Source organism: Dactylosporangium sp. CS-033363 (assembly GCF_050942475.1).
GTDB lineage: Bacteria > Actinomycetota > Actinomycetes > Mycobacteriales > Micromonosporaceae > Dactylosporangium.
Genome location: NZ_CP192032.1, coordinates 10,706,198 through 10,729,993, shown reverse-complemented (window position 1 = coordinate 10,729,993; position 23,796 = coordinate 10,706,198). Strand labels below are relative to the sequence as shown.

The following is a 23,796-nucleotide window of genomic DNA, read 5'->3' as shown; positions in this document are numbered from 1 at the left end:
TCACGAGTAGGTTAGCGCGCGGAGTTGTGACTGGGGAGGCACCGCAATGACCGATCGCTACGCGACCTTCGCCCACTCGGGTGCCGGGAGGTTCCTGGTCAAACGCCTCGGCCTGCCCGACCCGCCCAAGCTGCGCCGCCACGGGCCCGGCAACGAGTTCGGCCCGGTCACCCTCGGTGGCGACGGCCGCCTGGTCGAGCCGACCCGGCACATCCTCGACAAGCTGCCGACCGCCGGGCGCGGCTCCGAGGAGCGGGTCGCCGCGCTGGTCTTCGACGCCAGCGGCATCGCGGACAGCGCCGGCCTGCGCGCCCTCTACGAGTTCTTCCACCCGGTGATCCGCTCGCTGCGCCCGGCCGGCCGGGTGATCGTGCTGGGCACCCCGCCGGAGCTGTGCACGAGCGCCCGCGAGGCGACGGCCCAGCGCGCACTCGAGGGGTTCGTGCGCTCGGTCGGCAAGGAGATCGGGCGGGGTTCGACCGCGCAGCTCGTGTACGTGGCGCCGGGCGCCGAGGAGGCCACCGAGTCCACCCTGCGATTCCTCCTGTCGGGGCGGTCGGCGTACGTCTCCGGGCAGGTCATCCGGGTCGGACCGGCGGCCGTCGACGTGCCCGACGACTGGGACCGCCCGCTGGTCGGCAAGACCGCCATCGTCACCGGCGCGGCCCGCGGCATCGGCGCGGCGATCGCCCAGGTCCTCACCCGCGAGGGCGCGCACGTCGTCTGCCTCGACGTGCCGGCCGCCGGCGAGGACCTCTCCGCCGTCGCCAACGAGCTCAAGGGCACCGCGCTGCAGCTGGACCTGACCGCCGAGGACGCGCCGCGCCGGCTCGCCGACTTCATCGCCACCCGCCACGTGCACGCGGACGTCTTCGTGCACAACGCGGGCATCACCCGGGACAAGACGCTCGGGCGGATGGACGAGGGGCAGTGGTCCTCGGTACTCGAAGTCAACCTCGGCAGCCAGGAGCGCATCAACGACGTGCTGCTCGCCGAGAACCTCCTGGGCGGCAACGGCCGGATCGTCTCCGTCTCCTCGGTCTCGGGCATCGCCGGGAACCGCGGCCAGACCAACTACGCCACCTCCAAGGCCGGCGTGATCGGCCTCGTCCAGTCCTGCGCGGGCGCGGTCGCCGAGCGCGGCCTCACGATCAACGCGGTGGCGCCGGGGTTCATCGAGACCAAGATGACCGCCGCGATGCCGATGTTCGTGCGGGAGGGCGGGCGCCGGCTCAACAGCATGTCGCAGGGCGGGCTGCCGGTCGACGTGGCCGAGACGATCGCCTGGCTCGCCCACCCGGCGTCCGGCGGGGTCAACGGCAACGTCGTGCGCGTGTGCGGGCAGAGCCTGCTGGGGGCCTGATGGAGACGACCGTGCTGTCCTCGTCGCCTCGGCTGTTTCCCTTGTACCGCGCGGCGGTCCTGCGCCGGCCGCACGGTTCGGGGCTGCCGGGGCGTTCGCTGCGCCTCGACGGGGTGACGATCGATCGCGTTCACTTGGCGGAGTACGGCCGGGTCTGCGGCTTCCGCCTGCGCGACGAGTTGCCGGCCACCTACGTGCACGTGCTCGCGTTTCCGATGGCGCTCTCGCTCATGACGGCCGCGGATTTCCCGTTCCCGGTGCTCGGCCTGGTGCACGTGGAGAACACCATCGAGGTGCTCCGGCCGCTGACGTCCTCGGATACGTTTTCCTTGTCGGTACAGGCTGAGGCGCTCCGCCCCCACCCGCGCGGCATGCAGCTCGATCTGGTCGCGACCGCCTCGATCGACGATTCGCCCGTGTGGCGCGGGCGGTCGACGTACTTGCGGCGCGGTCCTGGCAATTCGGACAAATCGGGTAAGTCTGGTTTGTCGGCCGTGGGGCCGCCTCCTGCGTCCGCGGTCTGGCGCGTGCCGCGGCGCACGGGGAACGACTATGCGGCGGTGTCCGGCGACCGCAATCCGATCCACACCAGCCGCCTGATGGCCCGGGCGTTCGGGTTCCGCTCGACGATCGCGCACGGCATGTGGACCAAGGCGCGGTGCCTGGCCCAGCTCGAGGGCCGCCTGCCGGAGACGTTCTCCGTCTCGGTGGCCTTCAAGACGCCGATGCTCCTGCCCGCGACCGTGGAGTTCTCCGGGCCTTCTTCCGGGCCTTCCTCCGGAGCTTCCTCCGGGCCTTCCTCCGGAGCTTCCTCCGGGCCTTCCTCCGGGCCTTCCTCCGGAGCTTCCTCCGGAGCTTCCTCCGGAGCTTCCTCCCGAGCCGCCGACGGGTTCGCGGTACACGATCGAAGGACAGGAAAGCCCCACCTCGCCGGCGCGATCGTTGAACTTGATCGTGCAGACCCTGACGAGGGCGCCCGCTGAGCCCATGAACGCGGCGCCCCCGAGGGCCGTCGTCGTCGCGGGCCGGTTCGCGGGCCCCGCCCTGTTGCTCGTGGCCACGTTCGCGGTGCTGTGGTTCTACCGCGTGCCGCCGCTGAGCACGGCGATCTTCGTGCTCTATCTCGCGCTCGGCGTCACGCTTCCGGGCACCCTTTGGTGGCGGCTGCTGCGGGGCGGTCCCGGCTGGCTCGTGGCGGATGCGGCTTCGGGGCTCGTCGTGGGGTACATCGGCGAGGTCTTCTGCTATGTGCTGGCCCGGCTGATCGGCGCTCCTCTCCTCGTGCTGGTCTTCCCGCTCGGCACCGTGGCACTTTTCGCCGCGGTGCCCGCCCTCCGCCGGCACCTCCGCGGGGCTTCGGACGTTGAGCACCCCCCGGCGGCCTGGCGGTGGATCATGACCGGGCTGGCCGGCCTGACCCTGGTCTGGAGCATCAAGTTCTTCCGCGTGTACGGCCTGAGCTACCCCTCCAACGCCTCCCCCGACACCGACAGTCCGTTCCACCTCGCGCTGGTCGGCGAGGCCAAGCACCACATGCCGCTGACGATCCCGTGGATTCAGGGCGAGCCCCTGCTGTACCACTGGTTCGTCTATCCCGAACTGGCCTCGACCAGCTGGGTCACCGGCATTGAACCGAACGTACTCCTGCTGCGCCTCTCCCTGCTCCCGATGCTCATGGCCTTCACTGTCCTGGTCGCCCTCCTGGCCCGCCGCGTCCTGCGCGACTGGTGGAAGGCGGCCGCCGCGAGCGCCACAACGCTGCTGGTCCTGGCCCCGAACCCGTACCAGTGGCAAGTGAACGCCTTCTATCGCGACCTGGCCTTCAGCGGCTTCGACGACGGTGCCTACTTACGTCAGACAACCTGGACCGGCCCGACCCAGACCTTCGGCGCCCTGCTGTTCGTGCCCGTCATGCTCGTCCTCGTCGACCTGCTGCAGGGCAAGGCGACGCGTCGGCAGTGGGTGCTGTTCGCGGTACTGCTGGCGGGCGTCACGGGCGGCAAGGCCACGTACCTGCCGTTGCTGGCAGCGGGCCTGGCCCTGCTGGTGCTGGTCCGCCGCTGGCACCGTCAGGCCCTGCTTGCGCTGGCCTTCGTGCTGACGGCGATCGTGATCGCGCAGCTGGTGCTGTTCGGCGCGAGCAGCCAGGGCACGCGCCTGGCCCCGCTGACGGACGTGGCCACCGGCGGCATCGGCGTGACAACGGGCTTCAGCGCCGGCCGCGTGTGGTGGAAGCTGCTGCTCCTGGCCGTCCTGACCCTGCTGTGCTGGGCCGCGATGTGGTCTGGCGTGGCCCTGGTCCGCTCGTGGGACGCAGCGATGATCGTCATGCTGGGCATCGGGATCGCCGGGATGGCGGCCACGATGCTGCTGGGGCAGGACGGCGACAGCCAGCGGTACTTCCTGGAGTCCGCCCGCCCGTACCTGTGCATCCTCGCGGTGGCCGGCCTGTCGCGCTGGCGGGTCCTCTTGCTCTCGGCCGCCGCGGGCGTGGTGATCATCCAGCTGGTGCAGTCGGTTGGGCGGCACGACATTCCGCGGGACGGGTCCGTTGTTCCGCTGGTCGTGCCCTATGTCTTGCTGGGGGCCCTGCTCGTCGGGGCACTGTTGATCTCGAAATATCCGCCGCTCCGCAACGGATATTTCGGATATTTCATGATTTTGGGGTTGCTCGCGGGATTTTGCGTCAATACGAGCGTCCAGCACTTTGTGCTCATCGCGCAAGAGTCCAGGCAGGGCGGCCTGCGGGACGTGGTGCGCAGCCCGCGGTACGTCAGCGCCGGCACCCTCGAGGCGGGCCGCTGGCTGCGCGATCACTCGTCCGCCGACGACCTGGTGGCGACGAATGCGCACTGCCTGACGTACCAGGGCCGGTGCAGCAATCTGCACTTCTCGATGACGGCGTACTCCGAGCGCCGGATGCTCGTCGAGGGCTGGGGCTTCACGACGACGGCCCACGACCGCGCGGCGGCGACGGGCGACTGGGTCGGCGCGGTCCCGTACTGGAAGCCGGAAGTGCTGGCCGCCAACGACGCCGTCTTCGCCGATCCAAGCGCGGCAAATGTGGACATTCTTCGCAATCGCTACCGAGTCCGGTGGCTGTTCGTTGATGAAACGCAGAGCAGCGTTTCGCCACGACTTGCGACCTTTGCGAAGTTCCGCTTCCGAGCGGGGGTCTGCGTGGTGTACGAGCTGCCCCGTCCCTGACGTTAGGTAGGCGCTGGCCAGTGAAAGCGACGAAGCAACTCGCCGTCCCGTTCAACAAGGGTTACCTGACCGGTGCCGAGAGCGGCTACATGCAACAGGCGATGGCGAACGGCCCGATGACCGGCGACGGCCCCTTCACCAAGCGCGCCAACCAGCTCCTGAACCAGATCATCGGCGCCCGGCACACGCTGCTGACCACCTCGTGTACCCACGCCCTGGACATGACCGCCCTCCTGCTCGACCTGGGCCCGGGCGACGAGGTCATCCTGCCGTCGTTCACGTTCTGCTCCACGGCCAACGCCTACGCCCTGCGCGGCGCCCGCCCGGTCTTCGTCGACTGCCGCCCCGACACCCTGAACATCGACGAGCGCCTGATCGAACAGGCCATCACCGAGCGCACCCGAGCAATCGTGGTGGTCCACTACGCCGGCGTGGCCGCGGAGATGGACGCCATCACGGCGCTGGCCCGCCGCCACAACCTCGTAGTCATCGAGGACAACGCCCACGGCCTGGGCGGCACGTACCGAGGCCGCAACCTGGGCTCGATCGGCGCCCTGGCCACGCAGAGCTTCCACGAGACGAAGAACATCCACTGCGGCGAGGGCGGCGCCCTGATCCTCAACGACGACCGCTTCTACGACCGAGCCGAGATCATCCGCGAAAAGGGCACCAACCGAGGCCAGTTCTTCCGCGGCATGGTCGACAAGTACCGCTGGATGGACCTGGGCAGCTCCTACCTCCCGTCGGACCTCCTGGCCGCCTTCCTGACCGCCCAGCTGGAACACTTCGGCGAAATCCAGCGCCGCCGCATGCACGTCTGGACGACCTACCACAACCGCCTGGCCACGTGGGCGGTGGAGCACGGCGTCATCCAGCCCACGGTGCCGGAGGACCGAACCCACCCAGCGCACTTGTACTACTTGCTGCTGCCGGACCTGGAAACCCGCTCGGCCATGCTGAGCCACCTCCTGGAGCAGGGCGTACTCGGAACCTTCCACTACCAGCCCCTGCACCTGGCTCCCGCAGGTCAGCGCTACGGCCGAACGCTGGGCTGCCCGGTGACGGAGGACGTGGCCGACCGCCTGCTGCGCCTCCCGATCTACGCCGGCATGGACGACGACGACATCAACCTGGTCGTACGCGCAGTCGAGTCCTACCGCCCGATCCGCCGGCCGGTGTCCTGCCCCAAGTGACCACAACGGTTGAACGAGTCCTGTCCGACCGCCGCGTCCGATACGTGGCGGTCGGTGGCTTCTCCTCGGCGGTGTACTACGCCCTGTTCACCGCGATCTACCTGACCACCCGCGGCCACCTGCACTACTTGGCAATCCCGATCCTGGCCAACCTCGGCTGCGCCCTGGCCACGTATCCACTCCAGCGGCGCTGGGTCTTCCAGTCGTCCGGGCCGGTGGTCAGCGGCTTCCTGAAGTTCTACGTGATCTGCTTGTGGGCCTTGGCCTTCACGTACGCGGGGCTACCGCTGCTGGTCGAGCTGGCCGGCGTCCCGGTACTGATCGCCCAGGCCGTACTGATCGTGACGGCCCCGCTGATCAACTACCAGCTGAGCAAGTTCTGGGCCTTCCGCCGCTGACGACTTGAACGACCTAATCGCTCGTTCCCAAGCGTGGTGTGCCGATCTCGGCCATCGGGTAGTAGTCGACGTAATACCGGTAATACGCTGCTGCGGTGAGCGAGCTGCAGTGGCGGATGCCGCAGCCAGAGGAGAGCCCACAGGCAACCCTGCGGGATGGGCTGACCGTGGCCGACATCGCCGAGGCGCTGGACCGTGTCGAACGGCTGCAGCTCCGGGTGCATAGCGACCTGTTGTTGCTAGTGCTGGCCGAGACGGACGCCTTGGTGCTCGTCCGTGTGGTGTTGGTGCGCAACGATGACTCGTTCGTCTGGCGTGTGTACAACGCTCGCGTTGCCAGCGCTTCCGACGGAGTGCAGTGGAAGCAGAGAGGAGACGAGCGATGACCGGAGCGCCGGATTTTGCGCGGATGAGCAGGGACGAGATCGCAAACTGGCTACTGGAAGCCGACGACATCACGCCATGGCGCGAGTGGGCGAAGCCGTCTCGCGTGTCCGGGACCTTCGTCCAGGTCGACCAGGCCGGCAACCCAGTGGAGCGAGTCGTGACGGTGAAGATGCCGAGCGACATGGTCGCGAAGCTGGACAGTGCAGCGGGCCGTGACCGGGCCGGCCGATCCGGCGTCATCCGGGCCGCGGTCGAGGAGTATCTGGAACGGCACCGGGGGGACGCCGCATAAGCTCCGGTTGATTGGTGGCGGAGGGCGTGGGATTCGAACCCACGGAGACGCGGAACGCCTCACCGGTTTTCAAGACCGGCGCCATCGGCCACTAGGCGAGCCCTCCAGCGGAACGACGCTAAGTGTGCCAGATCCCCGCCCGCCCGTGGGACGTCACCCACGTGAGGGACGCCGTTCGGGGGAACGCGGGGCGGTGAACCCCTGGGCGCGGTGTGGCAAACGCGCGCGAACCGGGAATGACCTGCGCAGACTCGACATTGAGCAGGCTGCCGACGGGGGGAATGGGACCGTGCACCTCTTCTTCAACGATCCTCGGGACGAGTACGTCACCAGGCATCGCCGAATTGCCAGGCCCTCGCTCGCGGCGCTTGTCGTCGGTGGGGTGGGGGTTGCGGCGATCGGGGTCATCGTGGGAGCGGCCGGGTACGACGACGGGCGGGCCGGGACCAGGACCGAGGCCGAGGCCGGCGGGTTTGCGCTCCCGGTGGCCACCGCCGGGGAGACCAGGACGGCCGGGCCGCTCGGGATGAGTACCGTGCCGGCTGCACCCGTGCCGATTCTCGATCTCGGGGCGATCCGCACCGCCGTGCCGACGCCGCCGTCCGTTTCGACGCAAAACAAGACGAAAAATGCGGATAAAGCGGTCGTACGCGTGGAGCGGAGCACCCCCATGCCCGCGCAGACCACGCCCGCGGCCGCGCCGACGACCGAGGCGCCCGTCGTCGTGGTGGAGACGCCGCCAGTGGCGGAGCCGGTGATCGAGGAACCGCCGGAGGAGGAGCCGGACGGACAGGACGACCACGTCGGAAGGCACCGGTGGCATCAGCAGGACCAGTGGAACCCATTCGGCAACAGGGACGGCCGCCAGTGGGGGTCTTGGTGGGAGCGGCGATGATGGACCCGTGCATGCGATCACGATCGAACGCCCCGGTGGTCCCGAAGCGCTCCGCTGGACCGAAGTGCCCGATCCCGAGCCGGCGGCCGGCGAGGTCCTGATCGAGGTGGCCGCGGCCGGCGTCAATCGCGCCGATGCGTTGCAGCGGCAGGGGAACTATCCGCCGCCCAAGGACTCGCCGCCGTACCTCGGGCTCGAGGTCTCCGGGCGGATCAAGGCCCTCGGCGACGGGGTGCACGGCTGGCACGTCGGGCAGGAGGTGTGTGCGCTGCTCGGGGGCGGCGGGTACGCCGAGCTCGTGAACGTCCCGGCCGGGCAGGTGCTGCCGGTGCCGAAGAATGTCAGCCTCATTGACGCGGCCGGATTGCCTGAGGTGGCCGCCACGGTGTTTTCGAACGTTGTCGACGTGGCTCGGCTCAAGCCGGGGGAGACGCTGCTCGTGCACGGGGGCGGGAGCGGGATCGGGACATTCGCGGTACAACTGGGAAAGGCACTTGGGGCTGAGGTCGTGGCGACGGCGCGCGCGGCGAAACGGGAGCGGTTGCTCGCGCTCGGGGCGGATCGCGTCGTCGATTATCAGGCGGCCGACTTTTCCAAGGAAGTGCGCGCCGACGTGGTGCTCGACATCATGGGCGGGGCGTATCTCAAGCAGAACATCGACGTACTGAAGACGAATGGGCGCCTCGTGGTGATTGGCATGCAGGGCGGGCGCCGCGGGGAGCTGGACCTCGGGCAACTGCTGGCAAAGCGCGCGCTCGTGGCCGGGACGACGTTGCGTGCCCGGCCCGCTTCAGAAAAGGCGGCAATTGTACGGGGTGTGCGCGAAGAAGTATGGCCGCTGCTCGATGAAGGCATGATCCGGCCCGTGATCGACCGACGATTCCCGATGGCGGAGGCGGCCGAGGCGCACCGGGTGCTGGAAACGAACGAGCACTTCGGAAAGCTCATTCTTGAACGGACGTGAGAATCACCGGGCCCGGCCCCTTGCCCGCCAGGCGGTCGTCGGTGTTCGCGAGCGCGCAGCTCTTGAGGGAGAGGCAGCCGCAGCCGATGCAGCCGGTGAGCGTGTCGCGCAGGCGTTCGAGCAGCTTGATCTGCTCGTCGAGGTGCGAGCGCCAGCCGGCGGAGAGCCGGGCCCAGTCCGCCTTCGTCGGAGTCCGGTTCGCCGGCAGCGACGCCAGCGCCTCCTTGATGGTCTCCAGGGGCACGCCGACCTGCGCCGAGATGCGGATGAACGCGACCCGGCGCAGCTGTGAGCGCTCGTACCGGCGCTGGTTGCCGCCGGTGCGGGTGGCCTGGATCAGGCCGAGCTTCTCGTAGAACCGCAGCGCGGACGGGGCCACGCCGCTGCGGGCGGAGAGTTCCCCGATGCTCAGGAGGTCCCGATCGTGCGGGACGGCTTGCGCATGCGTTCGCGCGACAGGATCCACAGCGCCTCGACGCCGTCCTTCCAGGTGATCTTCTTGCCCTCTTCGCGGGTGCGGGCGCGGTAGCTGATCGGCACCTCGTAGGGGCGGTGCCGGTTGCGCAGCAGCTTGCCGGTCACCTCGGCCTCCATGCCGAAGCCGGCCGAGCGCACCTGGAGCGAGCGGTACAGCGAGACGGGCATCAGCTTGAAGCACGTCTCCAGATCGCCGAGGTAGCAGTTGTACAGCATGTTCGCGGCGGTGGTGACGGCCTTGTTGCCCATCACGTACCAGAACGAGAAGGAGCTGTGCGAGCCGAAGGTGCGATTGCCGTAGACGACGGTGGCGCGGCCGTCCAGCACCGGCTCGAGCAGCTTCGGGATGTCCTGCGGGTCGTACTCGAGGTCGGCGTCCAGGATGACCATGTAGTCGCCGGCCGCGTTCTCGACGGCGGTCTTGATCGCCGCGCCCTTGCCCTTGTTGCGCGGGTGGACGATCACGCGCAGTCGTTCGTCCGTCAGCCCGCCGAGGATCTCGGCCGTCCGGTCCCGGCTGCCGTCGTCGACGATCACCAATTCGATGTCGGTCGGGTAATCCACGTCCAACGCCTGCTTCACGGCGTCGGCCACGCGGACTTCCTCGTTGTAGACCGGCATCAGAATCGACAGCTTCATCACGATCTCCGTGGGCGTTTGACTGGACCACCAGAGTAACTGCCCGTCACCCTGGCGCGTGACCCTCCCGCGCAGGAGGGCGCGCTCGTACCTTGTGTCGTATGACGAACGCATCCGCCTCGGTGGAACGGTTGGGCGAGGAACAGTATCTCCTGGTGACGACGTTCCGCCGGGACGGTACACCAGTGCCGACCCCGGTGTGGGCGGCCCGCGACGGCGACGCACTGATGGTGTGGACGGCGGCCGGTTCCGGCAAGGTGAAACGCATCCGCCGCGACGGCACCGTGACCGTCGCGCCGTGCACGGTCCGGGGCAAGCCGACCGGCGAGCCGGTTCCCGGGCACGCGACCGTGCTCGGCCCGGACGGCGGCCCGGTCGTGCGCGAGCTGATCAAGCGCAAATACGGCCTGCTGGGCCGGGTGTACGTCTGGTTCAGCGTCCGGCGCCGCGGCGCCGACGGCACCGTGGGCATCCGGATCACGCTGACCTGATCGGCTGAAAAAGCAACGCGCTCGGATCACCGGGGGGTGACGATCCGAGCGCGTTGCGGTAAGAAGTCGTGTCGTTTTGGCGATGGCGGTCGACCGAGGGTACTGTCGGCGTCAGTCGCCAGTCCGTTGCGTGGGAATCTGGCCCTGGAGCAGGGCCCGCACCTCCGACTCCCGGTAGCGACGGTGACCGCCCAGCGTCCGAATGGCGCTCAGCTTGCCCGCCTTCGCCCAACGGGTGACGGTCTTCGGGTCGACGCGGAACATCGACGCGACCTCAGCCGGCGTTAGCAACGGCTCAGGTTCATGCGTGCGAGATGGCATCGGTCACTCCTCCACAGGTACCCAGGAACGCCGGCCGGGGTCCCGCCGGTCGACGCGTTTCCTATGGTCCGGCTAGTCCCCGATGTCCGACATGGGCCGAACGGCTGAAGGTCCCTGTATGGACGGATGATGAATAAGTGAATTTTCCGATTTTGACACCGCAAAACCGGATAAATTCGGACTCATTTTGACGGAGGGTGAGCGATCAACCACGAATCTAGCTCACTCTTCGGGGTGACGGCTAGCCCACAAACACCCCCGTATTCGGCATAACGGACACCAACGAGGTGCGATTCGGTTGCGGAGGGTGACACCCGATCGGGTGGGTGACGAATCGGGCATTTAGCACCGTCAAAATCTTGACCCAGAGCAAGAACATGACTCAGGTCCGCGGTTCGAGAGGGCCCAAGGGCCCAAGGGCCCCTAGTTGCAGCGCTCCAGCAGCTGCACGGAGCGCCAGCGCTCGACGAGCTTCTCGTACACCTCGGTCGCCGCGTCGGCGTCGCCGCGCGCCACGTTCGACAGCCCCGCCGATACCAGGCCGGGCGAGTCGTCGGCCGCCAGCGCCTCGTCGGACATCAGGCCGACCAGGCCGCCGTAGTCGAGCTCGACGATCGAGCGCGAGTGGAACTCCTCCAGCCACCGGGCGGTCTCCTCCACGGCGACCGTGATCGGCGCGTCGCCCATCGCGCGCCGCAGGACCGCATAGGCGCGGTGGGCGCGGCGGCGGGCCTTGGAGATCTCCGTGCGGTACCGCAGGACGCGCCGGCCGGGGCGCAGCGACAGTTCGCGCTCCTCCAGGTCGACGAAGACGAACCAGCGCAGTGGCACGCCCCAGGTGGCGACCTGCTCGTGGACCCGTGGCAGACCTCGCTCCAGCACGTGGTCGCCGCTGCGCCAGTCGTCGACGATGGTCTGCGCGAGGCCGGCGAGCACTGGAGGTACAAACGCATCGGCAATGACGCTGGGAACTCCGTCGCGGGCGGTCAGCGCCGCCTCGGCCACCCGGATGCGCAGGTTCCACGGGCAGACGAGCAGCGTGTCGTCGGCCTCGAGGACGTAGGCCTCCTCGGGCAGGGCCGGCAGCCGGGTCCAGCCGGCCCCGAGCGCCTCCATCACGGCGCTGCGCTGGCGCACCGGACCGTCGGACAGCGCGACCGCGCGGCCCTCCTTGACGTAGCGACGCCAGTACAGCTGGTGGTCGCGGTCGAAGGCGGCCAGCGGCTCGTACACCCGCAGGTATGACGCGAAGAGCGACGGCACGGCCCGATCGTCGCACGAAACGGCCGAACGACGCGAAGGCGCCCTGGAACCGGTGTCCGTGTGTCGGCGTTAGGGTCGACTCACCGCACTTCGCGCGCGGCCCCGTCTCACGAGGACGGGCCGCCATCGCCCCGGGAGCATCCATGGCCGTCTTCACCAGCCATCACGAACAGGTCGTGTACTGCCACGACCACCAGTCCGGCCTGCGGGCCATCATCGCCGTGTACTCCACCGCGCTCGGACCGGCGCTGGGTGGCACGCGCTTCTACCCGTACGCGTCGGAGGACGAGGCCCTGCACGACGTGCTGGAACTCTCCCGCGGCATGGCGTACAAGAACGCCCTGGCGGGTCTGGACCTCGGCGGCGGCAAGGCCGTCATCTGGGGAGATCCCGACAAGGACAAGAGCGAAGCACTGCTGCGGGCATACGGCCGGTTCGTGCAGTCCCTCGGCGGGCGCTACTACACGGCGTGCGACGTGGGCACGTACGTGCAGGACATGGACATCGTGGCGAAGGAGACCCGGTTCGTCACCGGCCGCTCCGAGTCCCACGGCGGCGCGGGTGACTCGTCGGTCCTCACCGCCTACGGCGTCTTCCAGGGCATGCGGGCCGCGGCCGAGCACCGCTGGGGCACCCCGACGCTCGCCGGGCGCCGGGTCGGCATCGCGGGGCTGGGCAAGGTCGGCAAGCACCTGACCAAGCACCTGCTCGAGGACGGCGCCTCGGTGGTCGCCACCGACGTGTCGCAGCGGGCGCGGGACTGGGCGAGCGCGACGTACCCCCAGGTCGACCTCGTCGACGGCAACGAGGAGCTCATCGCGTCGGCGATCGACGTGTACGCCCCGTGCGCCCTCGGCGGCGCCCTCAACGATGACACGGTCCCCCTCCTGCGCGCCAAGATCGTCGCGGGGGCGGCCAACAACCAGCTGGCCCACCCCGGCATCGAGAAGCTGCTCGCGGAGCGGGACGTGCTGTACGCCCCGGACTACGTGGTCAACTCCGGCGGGGTCATCCAGGTGGCCGACGAGATTGAGGGCTTCAACTTCGCCCGGGCCAAGGAACGTGCGGGACGGATCTACGACACCACCAAGCAGATTCTGGAACTTGCTTCAGCCGAGGGTGTACCGCCGGCGCTGGCCGCCGACCGCCTCGCCGAACGGCGGATGGCCGACGTCGGCAGGCTCCGTACCATCTTGGTGTAACCATGCGCGGGGGCTCGTTGCGGACGTGACGACCCGACGACCACGGTGGTGCTTACCCGCCGGGAACCCGACCGGTCCGGTCGGGTAAGCAACGCCACCGAAATGGTCGGTAGGGGCGAGATGCCGAAAGGTGCCCGCGACATGTACCGTAAGAGCCACGAGAGATGCCTGACGTTGTCGGGGCCTGCCGGTAATGGCTGCCCCGTAATTCTGTGCGAGGGGGTCGAGCCATGGGGCGCGGCCGTGCGAAGGCCAAGCAGACTAGGGTGGCCAGGGAGTTGAAATATCACTCACCTAACACCGACCTCGAAGCGTTGCAGCGCGAGCTCGCGGCGGGTAGCCCTAAGTCAAGCGACGACTACGCCGAGATAGACGGAGTCGACGAAGAGGCTGACGACGAGGACGACTACGACAACCCCTCCAGCGACAGTGATTGGCGCTCACGGGGTCGTTGACCATCGTGCGTCCAGTCTGGCCCGACCTGGCTTCGCCGCCGTGGTCGGCTCGGCTGAGGCGTCACCCGGCACGCGGGCACGTGGACTACCACGTGCCCGAGTCGTGTCCACAGCACCCGCACGGCTGGCCGTTCTCTCGACGGCCCGCCATGCGGGTGTCTCGGCGTAGCCGTCGCCTGGGTCTGCTTCCCACCTGACTCCGGCACGGGGCGCCCCTCGCGAGGCGGTGCATTGGTGCACCGCCTCCTGTGTGGGGCTTGTCCCTTACACCCCAGTTTGGCCTTTGACGTGCGCTGACGCTTGTCCTTGGCTGCTTGGGGTACGGCCACGCGCCATCGATACCTTTGCCGTGCCCTCCGCGGGCTGGGTGGCGTGGTCCTTACATCTTTTGGCTCGCGCTCCGGCTGCGTCGTGATCGCTGTGGCGGGGCCTCTCGGCGGGGCTGCGCGCTGGGCTTTCGGTCTGGCGCTGCTCCTGCCCTGGCCATGTCCCGGGTCGGTCCTGGGCACGCCACGCCCGGTCCCGCCCGTCACGGTCACGCCGGCCCTGACCGCGCCACTGTCGCGCCTGCCCTGGCCACACCACAGGCACGCTCGCCCTGACCACGCCACGCCTGGTCGAACCCGCCCTGGCCGCGCCATGGGTCGCCCCGCTTTGGCCGCGCCGTGCCCTGGTTGTCCCTGCTTTGGCCGCGCCGTGCCCTGGTTGCCCCCGCTTTGGCCGCGCCGTGCCCTGGTTGCCCCCGCTTTGGCCGCGCCGTGCCCTGGTTGCCCCCGCTTTGGCCGCGCCGTGCCCCGGTCGCCACCGCTTGGCCACGCCGCGCCCCGGTTTCGCCCGCCTTGGCCACGCCCGGTCCCGCCCTGGCCACACCCTGGTCCGCCCCGCTCCTGCTTCCCGCTCGGCGCTTGTCCAGATGTTGGGACGGCGGCGGGATTTTTTGTCGTACCCCGCCGATAGTCTGACCGCGTTGGAATCGGACGGAACGACCACAAACGCCTTCGGTGGCCAGGGGTGTTTGGGCCAGGCGTTCCCCCGGATCGACGCAGCCGGCGGGGTGACCGGTCCCCCTAGGAGGCGGCGATCTGAGGGTGCGTGTGGCCGCGGTCGCTCCCTGGTGGGCCACTTCCTGAGCTGAGCGCACGCGCGGACGGCGAGCGGCAGCGAGGGTTTGGGGCTCGCGTGGCAGTCGCGGAGCTCGTGCGGACGGCGAGCCGGCGACAGCCGAGGCCGCGTGGCGGCCGGGAGCTCGTGCGGACGGCGAGCACCCGGCAGCCGGGCTGGCATGGCCGCCGAAGCCCACGCGGACGGCGGGCGCCGACGGTCAGATCGACGTGGCTGCTGGAGCCTGCGCGGACGGCGGGCGCCGGCGGTTCAGGTCGGCGGTGGCGGCAGCGCGGTGGCGGCAGCTCTGTCGCGCCGGCTCGTGCGGACGGCGGACCGGCGATGGGGCGGCGGCGCTGGCGGTCAGGTGGGCGCCGGCGGCAGCTCTGTCGCGGTGACTTGTGCGGACGGCGAGCCAGCGATGGGGCGGCCGGCACTGGCGGGCTGGCCGGAATGGCGGCTGGCGCTCGTGCGGACGGCGGGCTCCGGCGATCAGGTGTGCGTGGCGGCAGCTCTGTTGCGGTGGCTCGTGCGGACGGCGAGCCGGCGATGGGGCGGCCGGCGCTGGCGGTTTGGCCGGCGTGGCAGCTGGCGCTCGTGCGGCCAGCGGGCACCGGCGGCTGGATCGTGCGCTCGAACGGGTTAGCCCGAGCAGGCAAAGCACCTTGGCTCCGAAGCCCGATCGCGAGGACACCGGCCGGGCAACGAGCCGCGCGGCGCACCTCGGCGTGGCGAGCTTCGGCCCGGGCTGGCAACGAGCCGTGGCCCACTTGGCGTGGGGAGTTTCGGCCTCGGCGGGCAATTAGGCGGCGCGGCGCGCGTTCGGCGTGGTGCGCTTCAGGCTGGGCGGGCAACAAGCCTCGGCGCAGTGCGCTTCGGCCTGGCGGGCAACTGCCCGCGCGGCGCAGCTCGGCACGGTGCGCTTCGGCCTGGGCGGGCAACGAGCGGCGCGGCGCACGTTCGGCGTGGCGCGCTTCAGGCTGGGCGGCCAACGGGCGGCGTGGTGCGCTTCGGGCTGCCAGGGGACGTGCAGAGGGCAGGGAGGGGCGCGGCGTGGAGTTGGCGGTGGGGGTGTCTCCAGCTAGCGGAGGGCCGCCGTGCCTGGCGCCGGGGAAGGAGCGTCGGAGGGAGCGGGTGCGGCTACCTGGGGCGGTTGTTCCAGTTGTAGAAGGTCGGGATGTTCTCGAAGTGGTTCCAGGCGCACACCGCGCTTGAGCCGTCCTCGCCTGAGGCTTCGGCCCTTGCCGTTCTTGCGGTGGCGGCCTCTTCGAGCAGGGTCCGTAGGCCGTCGGCGGCCCGGTGGACGCGCTCGGTGAGCGGGTCAGCTTGATCCGGCATGGTCCAGCACTCCCTCCAGAAGGCGAATCTTGCTGTTGCGGCAGTGGTTGGTCTCGGTGCCGTCGAAGCGGCCGTGTTCGAAGTAGCGGTTGGCTGCGTGGGCGCCGCCGCAGAAGCCGAAGTACGGGCAGGTCTGGCGGCAGGACTCGACGCCCTGCAGGTACTCGGCGATCCAGGGGGCCGAGGTCGCCGCGGCGCTGAGGATCGTCGACAGCGGTGTGGTCAGGACGTTGCCTGAGGAGAAGTCGCCGTAGCGGGGGTCGGTGAAGCCGGCGAGTTCGGGGGAGAGCAGGAAGACTCGACCGTCCGCGGCGATGGTTGGGATCGGGTCCAGGGTGCCGGGGAGGATGCCGTCGGCGCGGTTGGATAGGACGGCGCCTGCGTATCGCAAGGTCCACTCGATCTCTCGGACGTGGATTCTTGGGTCGCGGCGCCAAGCGGCCACCAGCTCGGACCAGAAGGCGCGAACGGCGTCGTCGGCGAAGGCGTTCGGGCGGGCGTTGACGCCCTCCTGCTCCTCGATGTTGATGCCCAGGACGTCGCAGCCCAGGTCCAGGAAGTACTCGTACAGCTCCGAGGCCAGGCCGGGGCGCGGGTCGCTGACCACGCAGAGTGCGGAGAAGGGCACGGCGTGGCGGCGGAGCGCTTCGATGCCGCGCAGGATCGTGCGGTACGTCGGTTGGCCGGCCTTGTTGACGCGCTGGCCGTTCAGGCGTTCCGGGCCGTCGACGCTGATGCTGACGCGGACGGCGTGGGTGGCGAAGAAGTCGCACCAGGCGTCGTCGATCAGGGTGGCGTTGGTCTGGATGTGGTGCTCCACGCCGGCGAACGGGGCCATGAGTGAAGCCAGGGCGGCTCGGCCGGCGGCCAGGGGCTCACCCGCGTGCCAGACGACCGAGAAGCGGTCGTCGGCGGCGGCCCAGGGGTTCACCGAGTCGGCCACCGCCGCGGCGACGGCCGGGGACATGCGGTCCTGGCGGGAGCGGAAGGGCAGGTAGCAGTAGGTGCAGTCGAGGTTGCACAGGGTCGTCGGCTGCATGACCACGTAGCCGGGGACCGGCGAGATGCCTTGCATGCCGCTCCACGACACCGCCCCGTCCTCCTCACAGGCCCAGACCCTAGGGACGTGTCGCACCAGCCTAGGTGCAACGCAGCGCCGCGGTAAGTCCCGCGCGAGAGTTCGCACATTCCGACACAACCCGCACTACTGAAACGCGCAAAGGGGCGGTCCCGGTTGCACCGGTGGACCGCCCCCGCGAAAAGAAACCAGCCCCCCGCGAAAGTCCGCGCGGAAGGGAAAACTCAGCCCCGGGTGTGCGAGCCGACCATCTGCACGGTGCCGGTGCCCTCGATGACCTCGCCGACCTGCCAGGCGTCGAGGCCGCGGCCGGCCAGGAAGGCCAGGGTGCGGTCGGCGTCCTCGGCGGAGACCACGGCCATCATGCCGATGCCCATGTTGAAGGTGCTCTCCATCTCCATGTCCTCGATGCGGCCCTTCGTGCGGACCAGCTCGAAGATCGGCTGCGGGCGCCAGGTCGAGCGGTCCACGACGGCGTCGAGGTGCTCGGGCAGGACCCGGGACAGGTTGCCCGGGATGCCGCCGCCGGTGACGTGGGCGTACGCGTGGATCTCGCTCTCCTTGATCAGGTCGAGGCAGTCCTTGGCGTAGATCCGGGTCGGGGTGAGCAGCTCCTCGCCGAGGGTCCGTTGCTTGCCGAACTCGTCGATCACGCTGTCCAGGCGCATCCGGCCGGCGCCCAGCAGCACGTGGCGGACGAGCGAGTAGCCGTTGGAGTGCAGGCCGGTGGAGCGCAGCGCGATCACCGCGTCGCCGACCTCGACCCGGTCGCGGCCGAGGATCGCGTCCTCCTCCACCACGCCGACGCCGGTGCCCGAGATGTCGTACTCGTCGGGGCGCATCACGCCCGGGTGCTCGGCGGTCTCGCCGCCGAGAAGGGCGCAGCCGGCGTACCGGCAGCCGTCCGCGATCCCGGCCCCGATCTCGGCCACGCGGTCCGGCACGACCTCGCCGCAGGCGATGTAGTCGAGCAGGAACAGCGGCTCGGCCCCGCACGCCACCAGGTCGTCGACGACCATGGCGACGAGGTCGATGCCGACCGTGTCGTGGATGCCCAGGGCCTGCGCGATGGCCAGCTTGGTGCCGACGCCGTCGGTCGACGAGGCGAGGATCGGGCTCTTGTACTTCTTGAGGTCGAGCCGGAACAGCCCGGCGAACCCGCCGATGTCGCCCATCACCTCGGGCCGGTGGGTGCGGTGCACCTTGGTGCGCAGCAGCTCGACGGCCTGCTCGCCGGCGTGGATCGACACACCCGCGTCCGCGTACGTCACGGTCTTGCGGCGGCTCCGGCCGTTGCCGGCGCTCCACAGCTGCCGCTCGGGGGTGCTGCCCTGACCGGACTGACCGGTCTTGTCGGCGCGCTCGTCCACGTGCGTCACTTTCTCCCCTTTGATTGCCTCTGCGGCGGTGGCACCGCGATATGTCGTCGGTGGCGGCGGTTGCGGGCGCAGGCGCGCACCCCAACCCTACGGACGCAGCAGCGCGCCCGAACCGCCAACACTGCTCGCGACGCTCGGAGCGCCGCCGTCGTTCGTGGTCGCGGCGGCCCCAGCGGCGCGCGCGACGCCTTCAAGCACGTGCTTGCCGATCACGTGGTCGGCCGGAAGCTCGATCGGATACTGCCCGTCGAAGCAGGCGCTGCAGAGCCGGGTCGCGGGCTGCTCGGTCGCGGCGATCAGGCCCGGCAGGGACACGTAGCCGAGGGAGTCCGCGCCGATGGAGCGGCGGATGCCCTCGAGCTCGAGGCCGTTGGCCAGCAGCTCGGCCCGGGTGGCGAAGTCGATCCCGTAGAAGCACGGCCACTTCACGGGCGGCGAGGAGATCCGCACGTGGACCTCGATCGCCCCGGCCTCGCGCAGCATGCGCACGATGGCCCGCTGGGTGTTGCCGCGGACGATCGAGTCGTCCACGACGACCAGGCGCTTGCCCCGCACGTTGTCGCGCAGCGGGTTGAGCTTGAGCCGGATGCCCAGCTGGCGGATGGTCTGCGAGGGCTGGATGAAGGTCCGGCCGACGTAGGCGTTCTTGACGAGGCCGTGGCCGAACGGGATGCCGGACTCGGTGGCGTAGCCGATCGCGGCCGGGGTGCCGGACTCGGGGACCGGGATGACCAGGTCGGCCTCGACCGGGTGCTCCTTGGCCAGCGTGCGGCCGATGGCGACGCGGGCCGCGTGCACGTTGCGCCCCGAGATGGTGGTGTCGGGGCGGGCCAGGTAGACGTACTCGAACAGGCACCCCTTCGGATCCGGGGTGCCGAAGCGGCTGGAGCGCAGCCCGTGCTCGTCGATCGCGATGAGCTCGCCCGGCTCGATCTCGCGAACCCAGCTGGCGCCGCAGATGTCCAGCGCCGCGGTCTCGCTCGCCACGACCCAGCCGCGCTCGAGGCGCCCGAGCACCAGCGGGCGGACGCCGTTGACGTCGCGCGCCGCGTACAGGGTGTCCTCGTCCATGAAGACGAAGCTGAACGCACCGCGCAGGGTCGGCATGACCTCCAGCGCCGCGGCCTCGACGGAGAGGTCGGGCCGGGCCGCCAGCAGCGCCGTCACCAGGGCGGTGTCGTTGGTCGAGTTGATCGCGTCCGGCTCGACGTCGGGCAGCTCCGCCACCCGGCGGGCCAGCTCCGCGGTGTTGACCAGGTTGCCGTTGTGCGCGAGCGCGATCGTGGTGCCCGCCCGGTCGTCGCCGGCGCGGGTCGAGCGCAGCGTGGGCTGCGCGTTCTCCCACGTCGAGCCGCCGGTGGTCGAGTAGCGCGCGTGGCCGATCGCGATGTGCCCGCGCAGGCTCGCCAGGGTCGGCTCGTCGAAGACCTGGGACACCAGGCCGAGGTCCTTGTAGACCACCACACCGGATCCGTCGGACACCGCGATGCCGGCCGCTTCCTGACCACGGTGCTGCAGCGCGTACAGCCCGTAGTAGGTCATCTTGGCGACCTCTTCGCCCGGCGCCCAGACGCCGAACACACCGCATTCGTCCTGAGGACCTGGACGCTGGGGGTCGAGCTCGTGGCTCAACCGGCCATCGCCTCGGGGCACGTGCCGCTCCTGTCGTCGCAGTTGCCGGGGTGGCTGAAGACCAAAGGGGAGGTGGCGCTGGGATGGACGCGGTCCGACGGATGGCGAACCGTCCGGGGGCTGGTCGACGCCACAAGCTGGGTCGCCGTCGCGGGAGCCAGTGTACGCGAGGTTTCGGGCATGACGCAGAGCGACGTATCGAAGGCCGTTGGTGAGGAGTGTGCCCCAGGATTTGCCCGGTTACAAGGGAAGATAGCCGGATAAATCCGCGCGAATCCCGCTGGCGCGAATCTTCCCGGCGGTGACGGCTTCATGCCACGATTTCCGGCCCGTGGCGATCTCGATCCAGGTGACCGGGTCGGTCTCCACGACGTTGGGTGGCGTACCTCTCGTATGTCTCGGCCCCTCGATGCACTGAATCGCGCCATAAGGAGGAATCCGCACCTCCACCGAACGTCCGGGTGCGCGTGACCGCAGGTCGGCAAGCAGTTCCCGGACGGCGTCGCGCACGGCGATCCGGTCCGGATCGAGTCCGCCGTTCAGGGCATCAAGGACGCATTGCACCGTGTCGGAATATCGGTGCGGACTGGACATAGCCGGACGATACGACCGGGTGTGGGCGCATCGCAAGACGCTGCGGGTTTCGCCGACCCCGGCCGACAGGGCATAGTTTGCTGCGGCGCACCATGCAAGGCGAGCCTCGCTCGCATGTTGGACCATAGACAGACATGCTCGGCAGCGAAGCTCGGGTGAAAGTCAAGATCCGGAGGGGTGTGGACGTGACTGCGCACCGACGAGCCCTGCTGTTCAGGGCGGGGACGGTGGCTGTACTGGCCGCAGGCGCTCTGTTCGGCATTACGGCCCCGGCTTACGCCGCCGGCCCCAATGTCGTGGTGAGCAGTGCGCCAGATGTGCAACTGACCGTAGGCGCCGGACAGCAGACCGTCAACATTCAGATCAAGAACACCGGTGATGCGCCGACTGAGGGCAAGGTCACCGTCTCCATCACCATTCCCGGTGATCTCGGCCTCACGATCTCCAGCAAGCCGGCGGGCTGTTCCGACGGCACGACCAGCACCAGCTGCGACATCGACTCGCTGGCGATCGGCGCGACGAAGAACCTGCCGATCGGCATCTCCCCGCCGGCGCAGAGCTCGATCCCGGCCGGGGGCAGCAAGTCGGGCGGCGGCCAGGCGATCATCACCGCCGGCGGCTCCGACACCAAGGGCTTCAACGTCACCCTCAAGGCCGCGGCGGCCGCCCCGACCACGCAGGCGGCGCCGACCACGGTCACCGAGGTCTCCGGCACGATCACCGACTCGGCGACCGGCAAGGCCGTCGGCGGCGCGACGGTCGTGCTCGAGGACGGCGCGGGCAAGCGGCGCCAGCTGCAGACCCCGACCAACGGCACGTTCAAGTTCACCGGCACCGACGCCAACCCGATCGCGCCGGGCACCCTGACGATCACCGCGGGGGCCAGCGGTTTCGACAACGAGACCAAGCAGATCACCGGTACGGCGGGCAAGGCCAACACCCAGCTCAAGATCGGCCTGCCGGTGCTGGCGGACACGCAGTCGGCGGCCCCGCTGCCGACCGCGAACGACCCGGCGATCATCGACAACCAGTCGGCCAACGGCGTCGTGCCGCAGAACACCCAGACCAACAACGCCTCCAACGACAGCGGCGGCGGGGTCTCCTGGATCCTGATCGCGCTGGGCGTGCTGCTGGTCGGCTTCGGCATCGTGGCGATCGTGCTGCTGCTGCGCCGCCGCGGCGATGACGACGACGATGACGAGAACGACGAGCCGGCCCCGCGCCGCGGTGCCCCGGGTGGCGTTCGCCCCGGTGGCTACGGGCAGGGTCCCGACCCGACGATGGTCGGCGCGATGGGCCCGGCCGCGACGATGGTCAACCGTGGTGGCAGCAACGACGCGACCGCGATCGTGCGGCCCGGCCGCGGCGTCTTCGACGACGTCCCGCCGGACCCGTACGGCGCGCCCCCGCCCGGCCAGGGCGGCTACCCGTCGGCCGGCGGCTACGACGACCGCGCGGGCTTCGCCAGCGGCGGGTACAACGGCGGCGGCGCGAACGGCTACGGCGCGCAGGGCCGCCCGGCCCCCGGCCCCGCGGTCGACCCGTACGCCCCGGACTACAACGGCGGCGGCGCGGGCGGCGGCTACCCGGACGCGACCCAGCGCTACGACGCCGGCAACAACAACGGCTACAACAACAACCCGGCGACCGGCGGCAACAGCTACGGCGGCGGCCAGGGCGGCGGCTACGGCGGCGGCGCCAACGGCTACGACGGCCAGGGCAACCAGGGCTACGGCGACGGCCCCTCCGCGGGCGGCGGCTACGGCGGCGGCCAGCGCGGCGGCGGCTACGAGGGCCCGCCCGCGTCGGTCGGCGGCTTCGGCGGCGACCGCGGCGGCTACGACGGCCCCTCAGCCGGCGGCAACAACTACGGCGGCGGCGGGTACGACGACCGCGGTGCCCAAGGCGGCTACGACGACCGCGGCGGCTACGGTCAAGGTCAAGGTCAAGGCGGCGGCCAAGGCTACGGCGCCGACCGCGGCGGCTACGGTCCGAGCGCCGGCGGCCAGGGAGCCCAGGGCGGCTACGACGACCGCGGCGGCTACGGCCCCGGGGCGGGCGGCGGCCAAGGCGGATATGACGACCGCGGCGGCTACGGCCAAGGCAACCAGGGCTACGGCGACGGCCCCTCGGCGGGCGGCGGCTACAACCCGGCCGGCGGCGACCGCGGTGGCTACGGCCCGAACGGCGGCGGCGACCGCGGCGGCTACGACGGCCAGGGCAACCAAAGCTACGACGGCCAGGGCAACCAGGGCTACGGCGACGGCCCCTACGCGGGCCGCGGCGGCTACGAGCCGGCCTCCGGCTACGAGCGCGACGGCTACGAGCGCGTTCCCGAGCCCCCGCGGGCCGGCAACGGCTACGGCCCCGGCGGCGGCCCGGCGGGCAACTACGACGACCGCGGCGGCTACGGCCCCAACGGCGGCGGCGACTACGACGACGCCCGCTCCCAGGGCCGCGGCAGCGGCGGCAACCGACGCCCGCTCGACTGGCTGGACGACTAGCCAAAAGCGACACTGGCTGGACAACCAGCCAAAAGCGACACTGGCTGGACAACCAGCCAAAAGCGACACTGGCTGGACAATAGCCAAAAGCTGAGTACGAAAAAGAGGGGCGGCCGGAGATCCGCCCCTCTTTTTTGCGCAAATAATCAGGTGTCCTCAGCCGAGGCGGCGAGGTCGAGATCCCCATCGGCGCTCTGCTCGGCGTCCGAACGTTCGCGCAGTTCGAGGTCGTTGCGGGTGTTGCGCAGGTCGACGGCGTGCCGGGGGACGTACTCGTCCTCGTCGGGCCGGCGCAGAACCTTCGTGTGGCGTCGCGTCATGTGCTCGTATCCCCGTGGTTATTCGATGGTGGGTGTGGCGGCGCGGCAGGCGGCGTCGAGCTGGGGGCTCGCCGGGGCCGCGTACCGCGGGTGCGTCACCCGGAGCCAGCGCACCTTGCGCAGCATGCGGGTGGTCGGACCGGCGGCCCGGTGCCTGGCGACGTGGCCGCTGCTGCTCGTTTGAATACTCACGACACAGAGTGTGCGCGGATCGCCACCGGATCGTTAGACCACGAACAGTCGGCACACGGCGACCGTCCGGATTCCCCCGGAAGTAGCTGAGTACCCAATGACGCCGCACTG

At 70.1% G+C, this 23,796-nt stretch carries 24 protein-coding genes and 1 tRNA gene; 13 read left to right on the top strand and 12 right to left on the bottom strand.

What is annotated here, in order from left to right; all coding sequences use genetic code 11:
* Positions 1-46: 46 nt before the first annotated feature.
* From ACQPZ4_RS49565 to ACQPZ4_RS49535, 7 genes are all read left to right on the top strand, one after another.
* Entirely contained in the window at positions 47-1,363 is a 1,317-nt protein-coding gene (locus ACQPZ4_RS49565) for a 3-oxoacyl-ACP reductase (RefSeq protein WP_433053297.1), read from the top strand.
* A complete protein-coding gene (locus ACQPZ4_RS49560) occupies positions 1,363-2,346 on the top strand; it encodes a MaoC family dehydratase (protein ID WP_433053294.1) in 984 nt (327 codons plus the stop codon). Before ACQPZ4_RS49565 ends, ACQPZ4_RS49560 begins: the two co-directional genes overlap by 1 nt.
* Before the next feature lie 4 nt (positions 2,347-2,350).
* Positions 2,351-4,570: a hypothetical protein gene (locus ACQPZ4_RS49555; protein WP_433053291.1), complete on the top strand. Its 2,220-nt coding sequence runs from the start codon at positions 2,351-2,353 to the stop codon at positions 4,568-4,570.
* A gap of 20 nt (positions 4,571-4,590) precedes the next feature.
* Positions 4,591-5,763, top strand: a complete 1,173-nt coding sequence (rffA, locus tag ACQPZ4_RS49550; RefSeq protein WP_433053288.1) for a dTDP-4-amino-4,6-dideoxygalactose transaminase — start codon at positions 4,591-4,593, stop codon at positions 5,761-5,763.
* Entirely contained in the window at positions 5,760-6,161 is a 402-nt protein-coding gene (locus tag ACQPZ4_RS49545; RefSeq protein WP_433053285.1) for a GtrA family protein, read from the top strand. The genes rffA and ACQPZ4_RS49545 overlap by 4 nt, the downstream gene beginning before the upstream one ends.
* A 95-nt stretch (positions 6,162-6,256) precedes the next feature.
* Positions 6,257-6,547 (top strand): hypothetical protein, encoded by a 291-nt coding sequence (locus ACQPZ4_RS49540; protein ID WP_433053282.1) that lies wholly within the window; start codon positions 6,257-6,259, stop codon positions 6,545-6,547.
* Positions 6,544-6,840, top strand: coding sequence for a ribbon-helix-helix domain-containing protein (locus ACQPZ4_RS49535; RefSeq protein WP_433053279.1), 297 nt, complete (start codon positions 6,544-6,546; stop codon positions 6,838-6,840). Before ACQPZ4_RS49540 ends, ACQPZ4_RS49535 begins: the two co-directional genes overlap by 4 nt.
* 15 nt (positions 6,841-6,855) lie before the next feature.
* Here ACQPZ4_RS49535 and ACQPZ4_RS49530 read toward each other — a convergent pair.
* Positions 6,856-6,946, bottom strand: a tRNA-Ser gene (locus tag ACQPZ4_RS49530).
* 183 nt (positions 6,947-7,129) lie between these two features.
* Between ACQPZ4_RS49530 and ACQPZ4_RS49525 the strand changes: the two genes are divergently transcribed.
* Both ACQPZ4_RS49525 and ACQPZ4_RS49520 read left to right on the top strand, forming a co-directional pair.
* Positions 7,130-7,735, top strand: coding sequence for a hypothetical protein (locus tag ACQPZ4_RS49525; RefSeq protein WP_433053276.1), 606 nt, complete (start codon positions 7,130-7,132; stop codon positions 7,733-7,735).
* Positions 7,736-7,742: 7 nt separating this feature from the next.
* Positions 7,743-8,699 (top strand): NAD(P)H-quinone oxidoreductase, encoded by a 957-nt coding sequence (locus tag ACQPZ4_RS49520; RefSeq protein WP_433053273.1) that lies wholly within the window; start codon positions 7,743-7,745, stop codon positions 8,697-8,699.
* Here ACQPZ4_RS49520 and soxR read toward each other — a convergent pair.
* Together soxR and ACQPZ4_RS49510 are read right to left on the bottom strand one after the other, a co-directional pair.
* Entirely contained in the window at positions 8,680-9,078 is a 399-nt protein-coding gene (gene soxR, locus ACQPZ4_RS49515; protein ID WP_433053270.1) for a redox-sensitive transcriptional activator SoxR, read from the bottom strand. The genes ACQPZ4_RS49520 and soxR overlap by 20 nt on opposite strands.
* A 29-nt stretch (positions 9,079-9,107) precedes the next feature.
* A complete protein-coding gene (locus tag ACQPZ4_RS49510) occupies positions 9,108-9,815 on the bottom strand; it encodes a glycosyltransferase family 2 protein (RefSeq protein ID WP_433053267.1) in 708 nt (235 codons plus the stop codon).
* Positions 9,816-9,916: 101 nt separating this feature from the next.
* On the opposite strand from ACQPZ4_RS49510, the gene ACQPZ4_RS49505 reads away from it, so the two are divergent.
* Entirely contained in the window at positions 9,917-10,306 is a 390-nt protein-coding gene (locus ACQPZ4_RS49505; RefSeq protein WP_433053264.1) for a PPOX class F420-dependent oxidoreductase, read from the top strand.
* Positions 10,307-10,417: 111 nt separating this feature from the next.
* Here the strand turns inward: ACQPZ4_RS49505 and ACQPZ4_RS49500 are convergent, their stop codons facing one another.
* Both ACQPZ4_RS49500 and ACQPZ4_RS49495 read right to left on the bottom strand, forming a co-directional pair.
* The gene (locus ACQPZ4_RS49500; RefSeq protein WP_223099768.1) at positions 10,418-10,627 is read right to left on the bottom strand and encodes a BldC family transcriptional regulator; all 210 of its coding nucleotides are present in this window, start codon (positions 10,625-10,627) and stop codon (positions 10,418-10,420) included.
* A 423-nt stretch (positions 10,628-11,050) separates the two neighbouring features.
* Positions 11,051-11,890 carry a hypothetical protein gene (locus ACQPZ4_RS49495; RefSeq protein ID WP_433053261.1) on the bottom strand — a complete coding sequence of 280 codons (840 nt, stop codon included), beginning with the start codon at positions 11,888-11,890 and terminating at the stop codon, positions 11,051-11,053.
* 143 nt (positions 11,891-12,033) lie between these two features.
* On the opposite strand from ACQPZ4_RS49495, the gene ACQPZ4_RS49490 reads away from it, so the two are divergent.
* On the top strand, positions 12,034-13,092 hold the full coding sequence (locus ACQPZ4_RS49490; RefSeq protein WP_433053258.1) for a Glu/Leu/Phe/Val dehydrogenase dimerization domain-containing protein: 1,059 nt from the start codon (positions 12,034-12,036) through the stop codon (positions 13,090-13,092).
* A 230-nt stretch (positions 13,093-13,322) separates the two neighbouring features.
* Positions 13,323-13,547, top strand: a complete 225-nt coding sequence (locus tag ACQPZ4_RS49485; protein ID WP_433053255.1) for a DUF3073 domain-containing protein — start codon at positions 13,323-13,325, stop codon at positions 13,545-13,547.
* Positions 13,548-15,788: 2,241 nt separating this feature from the next.
* Here the strand turns inward: ACQPZ4_RS49485 and amcA are convergent.
* From amcA to ACQPZ4_RS49460, 5 genes are all read right to left on the bottom strand, one after another.
* On the bottom strand, positions 15,789-15,986 hold the full coding sequence (amcA, locus tag ACQPZ4_RS49480; RefSeq protein ID WP_433053252.1) for a multiple cyclophane-containing RiPP AmcA: 198 nt from the start codon (positions 15,984-15,986) through the stop codon (positions 15,789-15,791).
* Complete coding sequence (amcB, locus tag ACQPZ4_RS49475) at positions 15,970-17,061, bottom strand: cyclophane-forming radical SAM peptide maturase AmcB (RefSeq protein WP_433053249.1); 1,092 nt, start codon at positions 17,059-17,061, stop codon at positions 15,970-15,972. The genes amcA and amcB overlap by 17 nt, the downstream gene beginning before the upstream one ends.
* Before the next feature lie 227 nt (positions 17,062-17,288).
* The gene (purM, locus tag ACQPZ4_RS49470; protein ID WP_433053246.1) at positions 17,289-18,443 is read right to left on the bottom strand and encodes a phosphoribosylformylglycinamidine cyclo-ligase; all 1,155 of its coding nucleotides are present in this window, start codon (positions 18,441-18,443) and stop codon (positions 17,289-17,291) included.
* An 87-nt stretch (positions 18,444-18,530) separates the two neighbouring features.
* Complete coding sequence (gene purF, locus ACQPZ4_RS49465; protein ID WP_433053243.1) at positions 18,531-20,096, bottom strand: amidophosphoribosyltransferase; 1,566 nt, start codon at positions 20,094-20,096, stop codon at positions 18,531-18,533.
* A gap of 219 nt (positions 20,097-20,315) precedes the next feature.
* Positions 20,316-20,669, bottom strand: a complete 354-nt coding sequence (locus ACQPZ4_RS49460) for a sterol carrier family protein (RefSeq protein ID WP_433053240.1) — start codon at positions 20,667-20,669, stop codon at positions 20,316-20,318.
* A 317-nt stretch (positions 20,670-20,986) separates the two neighbouring features.
* Here ACQPZ4_RS49460 and ACQPZ4_RS49455 point away from each other — a divergent pair, with 317 nt between their 5' ends.
* A complete protein-coding gene (locus ACQPZ4_RS49455; protein ID WP_433053237.1) occupies positions 20,987-23,173 on the top strand; it encodes a carboxypeptidase-like regulatory domain-containing protein in 2,187 nt (728 codons plus the stop codon).
* Positions 23,174-23,319: 146 nt separating this feature from the next.
* Here the strand turns inward: ACQPZ4_RS49455 and ACQPZ4_RS49450 are convergent, their stop codons facing one another.
* Together ACQPZ4_RS49450 and ACQPZ4_RS49445 are read right to left on the bottom strand one after the other, a co-directional pair.
* Positions 23,320-23,493, bottom strand: a complete 174-nt coding sequence (locus tag ACQPZ4_RS49450; protein WP_433053234.1) for a hypothetical protein — start codon at positions 23,491-23,493, stop codon at positions 23,320-23,322.
* Between the two features lie 18 nt (positions 23,494-23,511).
* Positions 23,512-23,685 carry a hypothetical protein gene (locus tag ACQPZ4_RS49445; protein WP_433053231.1) on the bottom strand — a complete coding sequence of 58 codons (174 nt, stop codon included), beginning with the start codon at positions 23,683-23,685 and terminating at the stop codon, positions 23,512-23,514.
* Between the last annotated feature and the right edge of the window lie 111 nt (positions 23,686-23,796).